The organism is Actinophytocola sp. (genome assembly GCF_045807065.1).
GTDB lineage: Bacteria > Actinomycetota > Actinomycetes > Mycobacteriales > Pseudonocardiaceae > Actinophytocola.
On sequence record NZ_JBJMIE010000087.1, the window covers coordinates 21735 to 32776 of the forward strand.

11 protein-coding genes and 3 pseudogenes are annotated in these 11042 nt (G+C 70.7%); 3 read left to right on the forward strand and 11 right to left on the reverse strand.

Annotated features, from left to right (window positions below):
• Nucleotide 1: 1 nt before the first annotated feature.
• From ACJ73U_RS05015 to ACJ73U_RS05025, 3 genes are read right to left on the reverse strand one after another with little or no spacing between them, the layout of a single operon-like run.
• Nucleotides 2-430, reverse strand: coding sequence for a type II toxin-antitoxin system VapC family toxin (locus ACJ73U_RS05015; protein ID WP_407776332.1), 429 nt, complete (start codon nucleotides 428-430; stop codon nucleotides 2-4).
• Nucleotides 427-696, reverse strand: a complete 270-nt coding sequence (locus ACJ73U_RS05020) for a hypothetical protein (RefSeq protein ID WP_407776333.1) — start codon at nucleotides 694-696, stop codon at nucleotides 427-429. Before ACJ73U_RS05020 ends, ACJ73U_RS05015 begins: the two co-directional genes overlap by 4 nt.
• A 31-nt stretch (nucleotides 697-727) precedes the next feature.
• Nucleotides 728-1375, reverse strand: a complete 648-nt coding sequence (locus ACJ73U_RS05025) for a hypothetical protein (protein WP_407776334.1) — start codon at nucleotides 1373-1375, stop codon at nucleotides 728-730.
• Between the two features lie 406 nt (nucleotides 1376-1781).
• Between ACJ73U_RS05025 and ACJ73U_RS05030 the strand changes: the two genes are divergently transcribed.
• Nucleotides 1782-1964 carry a DUF3073 domain-containing protein gene (locus tag ACJ73U_RS05030; RefSeq protein WP_407776335.1) on the forward strand — a complete coding sequence of 61 codons (183 nt, stop codon included), beginning with the start codon at nucleotides 1782-1784 and terminating at the stop codon, nucleotides 1962-1964.
• Nucleotides 1965-2010: 46 nt separating this feature from the next.
• On the opposite strand, the gene iolD is transcribed toward ACJ73U_RS05030, so the two are convergent.
• From iolD to ACJ73U_RS05060, 6 genes are read right to left on the reverse strand one after another with little or no spacing between them, the layout of a single operon-like run.
• On the reverse strand, nucleotides 2011-3873 hold the full coding sequence (gene iolD / locus ACJ73U_RS05035) for a 3D-(3,5/4)-trihydroxycyclohexane-1,2-dione acylhydrolase (decyclizing) (RefSeq protein ID WP_407776336.1): 1863 nt from the start codon (nucleotides 3871-3873) through the stop codon (nucleotides 2011-2013).
• Nucleotides 3874-4671, reverse strand: coding sequence for an ATP-binding cassette domain-containing protein (locus ACJ73U_RS05040; protein ID WP_407776337.1), 798 nt, complete (start codon nucleotides 4669-4671; stop codon nucleotides 3874-3876).
• A complete protein-coding gene (locus ACJ73U_RS05045) occupies nucleotides 4668-5714 on the reverse strand; it encodes an ABC transporter permease (protein WP_407776338.1) in 1047 nt (348 codons plus the stop codon). Before ACJ73U_RS05045 ends, ACJ73U_RS05040 begins: the two co-directional genes overlap by 4 nt.
• Before the next feature lie 5 nt (nucleotides 5715-5719).
• On the reverse strand, nucleotides 5720-6727 hold the full coding sequence (locus ACJ73U_RS05050) for a sugar ABC transporter substrate-binding protein (protein WP_407776339.1): 1008 nt from the start codon (nucleotides 6725-6727) through the stop codon (nucleotides 5720-5722).
• Between the two features lie 21 nt (nucleotides 6728-6748).
• The gene (locus ACJ73U_RS05055) at nucleotides 6749-7600 is read right to left on the reverse strand and encodes a TIM barrel protein (protein WP_407776340.1); all 852 of its coding nucleotides are present in this window, start codon (nucleotides 7598-7600) and stop codon (nucleotides 6749-6751) included.
• Complete coding sequence (locus ACJ73U_RS05060) at nucleotides 7597-8571, reverse strand: Gfo/Idh/MocA family oxidoreductase (protein ID WP_407776341.1); 975 nt, start codon at nucleotides 8569-8571, stop codon at nucleotides 7597-7599. The genes ACJ73U_RS05055 and ACJ73U_RS05060 overlap by 4 nt, the downstream gene beginning before the upstream one ends.
• Before the next feature lie 78 nt (nucleotides 8572-8649).
• Between ACJ73U_RS05060 and ACJ73U_RS05065 the strand changes: the two genes are divergently transcribed.
• The gene (locus ACJ73U_RS05065) at nucleotides 8650-9642 is read left to right on the forward strand and encodes a LacI family DNA-binding transcriptional regulator (protein ID WP_407776342.1); all 993 of its coding nucleotides are present in this window, start codon (nucleotides 8650-8652) and stop codon (nucleotides 9640-9642) included.
• Here ACJ73U_RS05065 and ACJ73U_RS05070 read toward each other — a convergent pair.
• Nucleotides 9629-10249: pseudogene (locus ACJ73U_RS05070) on the reverse strand (tripartite tricarboxylate transporter permease); the annotation flags it as partial. The gene ACJ73U_RS05065 and the pseudogene ACJ73U_RS05070 sit on opposite strands and share 14 nt — an antisense overlap.
• 16 nt (nucleotides 10250-10265) lie before the next feature.
• Here ACJ73U_RS05070 and ACJ73U_RS05075 point away from each other — a divergent pair.
• Nucleotides 10266-10496 (forward strand): annotated as a pseudogene (locus ACJ73U_RS05075) (alpha-E domain-containing protein); the annotation flags it as partial.
• A 27-nt stretch (nucleotides 10497-10523) separates the two neighbouring features.
• Here the strand turns inward: ACJ73U_RS05075 and ACJ73U_RS05080 are convergent.
• Nucleotides 10524-11042 (reverse strand): annotated as a pseudogene (locus ACJ73U_RS05080) (tripartite tricarboxylate transporter permease); the annotation flags it as partial.

Sequence of the window (11042 nt, forward strand, 5' to 3'; positions counted from 1 at the left end):
GTCATCGCAGCGGGTTGGCCCACTTGAGACCGGGGAACCTGGCGAAGTCGGTGTCGTTGGAGTGCAGCTCGCCCTGGTGCTCGATGGCGTAGGCGGCCAGCTGGACGTCGGTGGTGAGGTTCCCGGCCGTGCCGATCCCGCGGAGAAGGTCGAACGCGATGTCGAGGTGCCGAGGGCCGGGCGTCAGGAGGTCCACGTTCGGCTGGGTCAGCCACTCGTGCACGTACTCGGTCGCGTCCTCGACCGCCAGCGGTGACTGGAGGATGCGCCCGTTCGTGGCGATGCGCAGGAAGCCGAACACCGCGGGATGTGCCAGGCCCACCACGGCGGGACTGTTGATCGTCTGCTCCCACCACGCGTGCGCCCGCGCGTGCTGGGGAAAGCCGGAGATCACGGCGTAGAGCAGCAGGTTGACGTCCGGAACGATCAACGCGGACGCCGGGCCCTGTCGACGACCGCCTCGTCCTCCAGCTCGTCCGCGAGCTTGTTGAAGCCGGCCGGGTCGAACCCCGGCCGCAGAGCTGACTCGTGCGGCTCCAGGCGGTAGGCCCCCTGCCGAGGCACGCGAGGCGCGAGCGCCTGCCGCAACGCGTCGTTGATGACCTGCTTCATCGAGAGGTGCCCTCGGTGCATGGCGTCCTGCACCAGCCGGGCGACGTCGTCGTCCAGAGTCAGCGTGGTTCGCATGGACAGCATCTTGATGTCTCCTTCCCGAGACATCAAGATGCTAGTTGAAGCGTTCGCGGACGGCGAGGTCGCCCCAGAAGTCGCGGAGGCGTTCGAAGCGGGTGGCTATCTCCTCGACGTCCTCCCTCTCCAGGGCGGACACGATGGCGTTCACGTCCTCGGCCGACGTGTCCTCCTCGAGCTGCTCGTCGGTCAGGAGCTGCACCAGTCCGCCGTAGTCCAGCTCCACCGCCGAGTTCGGGTGGAAGTGCTCCAGCCACCGGCCCGTGTCCTGCAGGACCTTCGTCGGGCCCTGCTCACCCATCGCGTGCTCCGCCAGGTCGTGGGCCTTCCCCACCCGCGCGCGGGCGTCCGACATCGCCACGCGCCAGCACACGTGCCGCCGGGGGTCGTCCTGGGTCGCGAGCACCACGTGGCGCTTGTCGGGGTCCACGAGGGTGAACCAGGGCAGCGGCACGGTCCAGGTGGTCGACACCACGTGCACAGCCCCGCTGGGCAGTTCGGACAGCACCCGCGCGGCCTTCTCGCGGACGGTCTCCGGCCGCACGGTCAACGCCGCGTCCCGCAGGACCTGCTGGGACGTCGCCAGGAAGCCGACCAGCGCCGCGGCGGAGCGGGCGCGGACGTCCAGCGGGCACACCAGCGGCTCGGTGCCCGTCAGCCCGGGAACCACGGTCGGGGACAGCACGAGGGCGTCGAAGAGCGCACGCCGGGACGGCGAGCCGTTGGCCAGCTCGCCGGGGAGCAGAGTCGGGGGTTGAGACGTTTGTGATCTGAACCACAGGTCTCGCTCCCGCTGACCTACTGTCGAGTAGTCAAGTTGTCCGGTTCGTACCGATTCTTGTACCCGGTCGGCTACGTCCGAGTCGAATGCGGACAACGGTTCGTACACCCTCAGGTAGGCCACGAACGGTCGAGGCACTCGCGCATGGTTTCACGGTTCCGCCGAACGCGATCAGTCGGCACTCGAACGTCGTGCCCCTTCGCACTAAACCCCATCGGCACGGTACGGTAGCTACCAGGAACCAGTTGTCGAGATCAGCGGGGCCGCCGTTTCCCCCGGCCGCCCCGCAACTGTGCGAGGGGGTCGAGCCATGGGGCGCGGCCGGGCGAAGGCTAAGCAGACCAAGGTAGCCCGAGAGCTCAAATACAGCACTCCCCAGACGGACTTCGAGGCGCTGCAGCGAGAGCTGTCCGGCACCAAGTCCTCAGAGGGCGGCAACGGCGACGAGGCCTTCGACGACGACGATTATGACGACGACGATTACCGTCGCTGATGCTTGAAGGGCACCCGGATCGGGTGCCCTTCAAGTGCGAGTGGCCTCAGGGATGCGTGAGGTAACGGACCTGGCTGATCTTGGCCTTGTCCAGTGCCGCGCGTGCTTCCGCGATCTCGGCTCTGGTCGAGACCTCGGGCACGCCCACCTCCCACCAGGCACCTGCGTCCGTCCACGACGAAGGGTGCGTGCGGATCACCACGACCGCGGGCTTACCGGCTCGCGCGTACGTGCGGGCCCGCGCGTACGCGGCGGCCAGTCCGCCGACCTCGTTGACCGTGAGCACGCCGCAGCCCAGTGCTGCGGCGTGCGCCGCGAAGTCCACTCTGGGCGGTTGCTCCAGTGAGGTGCGGCAGTCGGCGTACATGTTGTTGAACGCCGACCCGCCGTTGCCGCGTTGCAACCGGTCGATCACGGCGTAGCCGTCGTTGTCACAGACCACGGCGACGAACCCGTGCCCGGCGAACGCGGCCGAGTACAGCTCGGAGTTCAGCATCAGGTACGAGCCGTCACCGAGCAGCGTGGTGACGACCCCATCCGTGCGGGCCATGGCGGCACCCCACGCGCCGGCCAGCTCGTAGCCCATGCACGAGAAGCCGTACTCGACGTCCATGCCGGGGCCGCCGGGCGTCGCCCGCCAGCCACCGATCAGCTCGCCGGGCAGGCCACCGGACGCGGTCATCACGTAGTCACCCGGCTCCGCCGCGTCGTTGACGATCCCGACGACCTGGGCGTAGGTGGGCAGCCCCGCGGACGGCTTCCGCAGCCCGTCGACGTAGTCGTCCCACAGCGAGCGCTCCACCGCGGCCCGCCGGGTCCACGCCGGGTCGACCGGCCACTCCTCGAACGACAGCTCACGCAGGGTCTCCCGCGCGTCGCCGACCACCGCCAGCGCGCCGTGCTTGACCGCGTCGAACCGGGCCGTGTTGATGCTGACCAGCCGCACGTCCGGGGCGAACACCGACCAGGACGCGGTCGTGAAGTCCTGCAGGCGCGTGCCGACGGCCAGGACCAGGTCCGCGTCGGCGGCCATGGCGTTCGCCGACGACGAGCCCGTGATGCCCAGCGGCCCGACGTGCAGCGGGTGGTCGTGCGGCACGAGCGTGCGGCCGGCGGTCGTCTCCGTGATCGGCACGCCGTGCCGCTCGGCGAACGCCACGGCCTCATCGACCGCGCCCGAGTACCGGACGCCGCCACCCAGGACCAGCAGCGGCCGCCGGCTGGCCTGCAGGAGGTTCGCGGCGTGGGCCAGCACGGCCGCGTCCGGGCGGGGCCGTAGCAGCCGGTGCACCACCGGCTCGAACAGCGACGACGGGAAGTCGAAGGCCTCCGCCTGCACGTCCTGCGGCAGCGCGAGCGTCACCGGACCGCAGTCCGCCGAGTCGGTCAGCACCCGCACGACCTGCGGCAATGCCGACAGCAGCTGCTCGGGCCGGGTGATCCGGTCGAAGTAGCGGCTCACCGCGCGGAAGGCGTCGTTGACGGTGGCCGTGCCGTCGCCGAAGTGCTCCACCTGCTGCAACACCGGATCCGGTGCCCGGTTGACGAACGTGTCGCCCGGGAGGAGCAGCAGCGGGAGACGGTTGGCATGCGCGACCCCGGCCGCGGTGATCATGTTCATGGCGCCCGGCCCGATCGACGACGTGGCCACCCCGACCTGCCGGCGGTGCGTGGCCTTGGCGTAGCCGACCGCGGCGAGCGCCATGCCCTGCTCGTTCTGCCCACGCCACACCGGCAGCTCGGGGTGCTCGGCCAGTGCCGTGCCCATGCCGAGCACGTTCCCGTGCCCGAAGATCGCGAACACGGCGCCGAAGAGCGGCGCCTCCGTGCCGTCCAGAAGCTCGGTCCGCTGGGCGACCAGCCAGCGGACCAGGGCCTGTGCCGTCGTGAGCCGCTCGGTGACAAGCATCTACCCGGCTACCTCCCGCAGCTCGTGTTCAAGCGCCTCCAGCTCGGCGCCGCCGGCCATCTGCCGGGTCAGGTCCTCGAGCGAGATCTCCGACTTCTCGAACGACCCGAGGCTCACACCCCGCTTGAGCAGCAGGAACCGGTTGCCTACCGGGTAGGCGTGCCGCGGGTTGTGCGTGATGAGCACGACGCCGAGCCCGCGGTCCCGCGCCTGGGCGACGTACCGCAGCACCACCCCGGACTGCTTCACGCCGAGCGCGGCGGTCGGCTCGTCGAGGATGATCACCTTCGCACCGAAGTGGATGGCCCGCGCGATGGCCACGCACTGCCGCTCGCCGCCGGAGAGCGTGCCGACCGGCTGCTCGACGTCCCGCAGGTCGATGCCCATGTCCGCGAGCGCGTCCCGGGCGACCTCCCTGCCCTTGCGGCGGTCGAGCATCCGGAACGGTCCGAACCCGACGGTCGGCTCCGAGCCGAGGAAGAAGTTCCGCCACACGCTCATCAGCGGCACGACCGCCAGGTCCTGGTGGACGGTCGCGATGCCGGCGTCCAACGCCTCGCGCGGCGAGGTGAACCTCACCGGCCTGCCCTCGACGAGGAACCGGCCGGAGTCGTGCTCGTGCACCCCGGAGAGGATCTTGATGAGCGTCGACTTGCCGGCCCCGTTGTCGCCGAGCACGCAGGTCACCTCGCCCGCGTTGACGACCGTGGACACGTCCCGCAGCGCGAGCACGCTGCCATAGCTCTTGCTGATGCCCTCGACCTCGATCAACGCGGGCCGTGCTGATGTCTCGCTCATCGCCGCACCCTTTCCGCCCGGCGCCGGAAGGTGTTGTTCACCAGCACCGCGCCGAGCAGCATGATGCCGAGGAAGAGCATGAACCAGTCGGAGTTCCAGTTCGCGAACACGATGCCCTGCCGGGCCATGCCGAAGATCAACGCGCCGATCGCGGCGCCGACGGCCGAGCCGAAGCCGCCGGTCAGCAGGCAGCCGCCGATCACGGCCGCGATGATGTACTGGAACTCCAGGCCGATGCCCTCGTTGGCCTGCGCGGTCGTGTAGCGCAGGATGTTGATCGTGCCGACCAGCCAGCCGGCCGCGGCGGTCGTCATGAACAGCAGGATCTTGGTCCGGGCCACCGGCACGCCGACCGCCCGCGCGCTGGGCGCCGAGCCGCCGACCGCGAAGATCCAGTTGCCGAACCTCGTCCGCAGGAGCACCCACGCGGCCAGCGCGGTGAACCCGAGCCACCAGATGTTCGAGATCCGGAACGCCGTGTCGCCGATGTCGAACCAGGACGCGAACACGTACCCGCTGGACTCGTAGCCGCCGGCGCGGCGCATGCCGGACACCTGCACCGTGTTCGTCACCAGCCGGGTGATGCCCAGGTTGAGGCCCTGCAACGCCAGGAACGTGCCGAGCGTGACGATGAAGCTCGGCAGCCCCGTCCGGACCACCAGCACGCCGTTCAGCGCACCCACGGCGAGCGCGAACACCAGTGAGATCAGCAGCGCGAGCCAGATGTTCATGCCGGCCTTGGTCGCCAGCATGGCCGTGACCAGAGCCGTCGAGCCGGTCATCACGCCGGCGGACAGGTCGAACTCGCCGCCGATCATCAGCAACGCCACGGCGACGGCCATGATGCCGAGCGTCGCGGAGTCGTCCAGCCAGGTGGCCACGCCGCCCATGCTCAGGAACTTGTCGGTCACGACCGAGAAGAACCCGAACACCACGATCGCGCCGAGCAGCGCGCCGATCTCCGGCCGCACCACCAGCCGGCTCACCAGCGAGTTGGGTGCGACACGTTCGTCCGTGGACACGGGCCGGTCAACTGTGGTCATGTCGCTCACCTGGTCCCTCGCTCGGTGTACTTCCCGACCTGGTCCGCGTTGGACCTGTCGACGAAGCCCGGTCCGGTGAACACCGGCAGGCCGCCACCGAGCGTGTTGCCGTTCTCCCGGTACAGCTTCAGCATCACGATCGGCAGGTAGCCCTGCTCGTACTGCTGCTGGTCGACCGCGAACAGGATCCTGCCGGCCTTGATCGAGTTCACGACGTCGGTGTTGAGGTCGAACGTGGCGATCGCGGCCTTCGACCCCGCACTCGACGCCGCGGCCACCGCGCGGTCCGCGACCTGCGAGTTCAGCGTGAGCACGCCGTCGATGGACGGGTCGGTCTGCAACGCGCCGCGGATCCTCGACTCCGTGTCGGTCGGGTTGTTGATGTCGACCTGGAGGTTGGTGACCTTGCCACCGCCGAAGCCCTGCCGGGCGCCGTCGCAGCGGTCGTTGAGGCCGGAGTTGGCGGCCTCGTGGATCACGCAGAGGATGTTCTTCTTGCCCTCGTCCGCCAGGCGCGCACCCGCGGCCTTGCCGGCGACCGCCTCGTCCTGGCCGACGTGCGCGATGGCGCCGAACGCCTTGCTCTCGTCGGCACCCGAGTTGATCGTGATGACCGGGATGCCGGCCCTGACGGCGGCGGCGATGGAGTCCTTCAGCGCGTCGGGGTTGGCCATCGAGACGACCAGGCCGGTCTTGCCCTGCGCGACGGCGTTGTCGATGAGCTTGGCCTGCGCGCTCGGCTCGCCGTCGCCGTTGTAGGTGACCTTGACGCCCAGGTCGTGGCCGGCGTCCTCGGCGCCGTTCTTGACCACGCTCCAGAAGGCGTCCCCCTCGCTGCCGTGGGTGATCACCGCGAAGTCCATCGGCGCTGATGTGTCGACGCCCTGTGGCTGTTGTCGCTGGCCGCTGGATTCGGCTCCGGTGTCCGCTGACGGCCCGGTGCACGCGGCGAGCACGAGGGCGGCGGACGCCGCCCATAACACCCGCCACGGTCGGGCGGAGGTTCTCGACATCGTTGTCTCTTTCTCCTGCTCTTACGACCAGAGTTCTCTCAGGTGGCCCAGGCTCTGGCGGGTGTGCTCGCGTGGTTTCCCGTCCTCGGCGGGGTCCGCACCGAGGGCGGTGTCCTGTTCGAGCACGTACCAGCCGTCGTAATCGTTGTCCCGCAACAGCTTCAGCAGTGTTTCAAGGTCCACGTCGCCGGCGCCGAGCGGGGTGTAGATGCCCTGGGCGACGGCCTCGGTGTAGGTGAGGCCGCCCTGCCGGACCTGCTCGGCGAGGTCCTGCCGGACGTCCTTGAGGTGCACGTGCCCGACGCGGTGCGGGTGCCGGCGCACCAGGTCGACCGGGTCGGTGCCGCCGATCAGCAGGTGGCCGGTGTCGACGCACAGCGGCAGGTCGGAGTCGTGCAGGAACCGCTCGACCTCCGCCCTGGTCTCGACATGCGTGCCGACGTGCGGGTGCAGCACGGTCCGCAGGCCCATGGCGGCGACGTGGTCGGCGATGCGTCCGGCGTTCTCGACGAGCGCCGCCCATTCCCCGTCGGACAGGGCGGGTCGCTCGTCGTAACCGTCGAGCCCGGTCGCCGCGGCGAGCACGAGCACCTCGGCGCCGGTCTCCGCGAGCAGTTCGGCGACCATGTCCACGGTGGCCGACCGGTGGAGCGGGGTCGCGTAGAAGCCGCCCACCAGGCCGAGGTGGTGCTCGGCGAGGATCGCGCGCAGCTCCGTCGGACTGGTCGGCAGGTAGCCGGGCGGCCCGAGTTCCGTCGCGGTGAGGCCGAGTTCGGCCATCTCCGCGAGCACGGTCGCCGGCGGGAGGACACGCCCCCAGCCAGGCACTTCGCAGACGCCCCAGCTGATGGGCGCGGCGGCGAGTTTCGTCACAGGTCACCCCGCACGGGTCGGCCGGTTCGGCGGGACTTCTCGCACGCCTCGGCGAGGCGGAGGCTGACGAGGCTGTCGCGGGCGGGCGACGGGTTCTCCGCGCGACCGGCGAGCACCTCGGTGAACACCACCATCTCGTTGCGGTACGCGTGGCGGAAGCGGTCGGGGAAACCCGGGTACGCGTTCTGGTTGTGGCCTTCGGCGCCGAGCGGGGTGCGTGCGTCGAGCCCGATGGCCACCGAGTCGCGGGCGGCCAGGACCTCGATGCGGTGGTCGTAACCGAGCGGGTCGTGCCGGCCCGCGGACAGGACGGCGTGCGCGCCGCCCGCGAACCTCAACAGCACCACCGCGTTGTCGACGTCGTCCGCGCGGGCGAACGCCTCGTCGACCTGGACGGACCCGGATGCGTACACCTCGACCACCGGCTGGTCGACCAGCCACGGCACGGCGTCGAGGTCGTGGATGAGCAGATCCCGGAAGATGCCGCCGGACGTCGGCAGGTAGGCGAAGTCGGGCGGTTGGGCGTCGAAGCCGGTGGCTCGGACGTGGTAGACCGCGCCCAGCTCGCCGCTGGTGATCCGGCGGCGCAGCTCGACCATCGCCGGGTCGAAGCGCCGCTGGAAGCCCACCAGTACGGGGACCGTGCTCCGCTCGATCTCGTCGACCAGCTCTCGCATGGCGGTGAGGTCGGCGGCGATGGGTTTCTCGCACAGCACGGGCGTCCCGGCGGCCAGGCAGGCGCGGACCAGGGTGGGATGTGTGTCCGTGGGGGTGGCGACGAGCACGCCGTCGCTCTCCTTGAGCAGCTCGTCGAGGTCGCCGACCGCGCGGACGCCCGGCTCGGTGACGGCCAGCTCGGCCCGGCCGGGCACCGGGTCGTACAGCAGAACCTCGTCCACCTGGGACATCGCGGTCAGGTTCGCCGCGTGCATGGTCCCGATCCGACCGACTCCCGCCACGCCGATTCGCATGTTGCTCCCTTGCGTTGGAGCGCTCTAATCCGCCCATCCTGTTATCGTCGTCACACTGGTGTCAAGGAGGTCGCCACGTTGGCCCGCCCCACGATGGAGGACGTCGCGGCACGGGCGGGCGTGTCCCGGGCGCTGGTGTCGCTGGTGATGCGCGGCTCGCCGAAGGTGAGTGCCGCCCGCCGGGAGGCGGTGCTCGCGGCGGCGGCCGAGCTGGGGTACTCCCCGCACGCGATGGCGCGGTCGCTGGCGTCCCGGACCTCGCACGTGCTCGGCGTGATGGTGTCGGACCTGCACAACCCGTTCTGGGCCGAGGTGGTCGACGGGTTGGACCTGTACGCGCGGGCCGCGGGCTTCGAGCTGGTGATCAACACCGGCGGCCGCGAGCCGGCGCGGGAACGCCAGGCCCTGGCGTCGCTGGCGTCGTTCCGCCCGGCGGGGATCGCGTTGCTCGGCCCGGTGGTGCCGTCGGCGTCGATCGAGGCGGCCGCTCGGGAAGGCCCCGTGGTCCTGGTCTCCCGCTCGTCCCGGTTGTCCACTGTGGACACCGTGAACGACGACGGCAGGACCGGCTCGGCGCTGGCGGTGGACCACCTGGTCTCCTTGGGGCACCGGGAGATCGTGCACATCGACGGCGGCAACGGCTCGCAGTCGGCGCCGCGGCGGACGGGCTACCGGCTGGCGATGCGGCGCCACGGGTTCGAGCCGCGCGTGGTGCCCGGCGAGTACACGGAGGCGGCCGGTGCGGCGGCGGTCCGGGCACTGGACTCTCGTTTCACGGCGGTGATCGCGGCCAACGACCTGAACGCGGTCGGCGTGCTGTCCGCGTTGGCGGACTTGGGTCTGCGGGTCCCGGAGGACGTGTCCGTGGTGGGCTACGACAACACCTGGCTGGCGGCCCTGCGGCACATCGGCCTGACGACGATCGACCAACCCCGCCACGAGATGGGCCGACTGGCGGCGGAGGCGCTGATAGCCCGGGCACGCGGCGAGGCCCCGAACCCCGCCAGACTGGTGGTTCCTCCCAGCCTGGTGGTCAGGGCCTCGACCGCGCCTCCGGTCAGCCGGCGTTGACGGTCTCCTCCTCGGCGGGTTCGGGCTTGCGCGTGAACCGGCGGACCAGCGGCCAGGCCAGGACCAGCAACACGATCACGTACACGGTCACCGAGAACGCCGTGTTGACCAGCCCGGTGAGCGAGCCGTCCGAGATCTGCAGGGCGCGCCGCATCTGCAGCTCCGCCGCCGGCCCGAGGATGACCCCGATGATGGCCGGCAGGACCGGCAGGCCGTAGCGCCGCATGGCGAACCCGAGTACGCCGATCACGTACAGCACGACCAGGTCCATCACCTGGCCGCTCACCGCGTACGCACCGACCGACGCGAAGAACAGGATCCCCGCGTACAGGTACGGCCGCGGTACCTTCAGCAGCTTCGCCCAGATCGGCGCCAGCGGCAGGTTCAGCGCCAGCAGCAACAGCGTCCCGATGAACAGGCTCGCGATCAGGCCCCACACCAGCCCGGACTCCCGCTCGAACAGCAGCGGACCCGGCTGGATGCCGTACTGCTGGAACGCCGCCAGCATCACCGCGGCCGTCGCCGTCGTCGGCAGGCCCAGGGTCAGCATCGTCACCAGCGTGCCGGACGCGGACGCCGACGCCGTCGACTCCGGGCCGGCCACATGGGCCGGGCTGCTGCGGGTGTGCTCGGCTCACGAGGCGTACCTGCAGCGCTACCAGGACCGGGTCGACCCCGAGGGCGTGGTCGGCGTGCTCGTACTGGCGGCCGACTTCCCGCGGTCGGTACGGTACCGGGTCGGGCGGTGCCTGGAATCGTTGCGGGAGATCGGCGGCGGGCCGGCGGGTGGCACGCCCGCCGAGCGGCGGCTCGGCCGGCTGGACGGCGAGCTGCGGTACACGGACGCGGCCGAGGTGTGGGCCCGCGGGGCGGGACCGTTCCTGGCCGAACTCCTCCGGGTGCTTCGACAGCTTCTTCTCCGTCACGTAGGAGAGGAAGGTGGGGATCTCCGCCCCGCCGGCCGGCAGCGCCCCGAAGGGGAAGCCGAACGCCGTGCCGCGCAGCCACGGCCCCCAGGACCGCTTCCAGTCCTCCTTGCCCATCCACGCCCGGCCGACCGGGATGATCTGGGCCGGGCTGCGGCGCAGGTGCGCGGCGACCCACAGGGCCTCGCCGACGGCGAAGATCCCGACGGCAACCACGACGACGTCGATGCCGTCGGCGAGCAGCGGCAGGCCGAAGGTCATGCGCTGCTGGCCGGTGGTGGCGTCGATGCCGACCAGTCCGATCCCCAGCCCCAGCGCCAGCGAGGCGAACCCCCGCACCCGGGAGGAACCGAGCACGGCGGTCACCGCGATGAACGACAGGATCATGATCGCGAAGTAGTCCTGCGCGCCGATCTTGACGGCGATCTTGACGATGAACGGCGCGGTGAGCACCAGCAGCGTGGTGCCGATCGC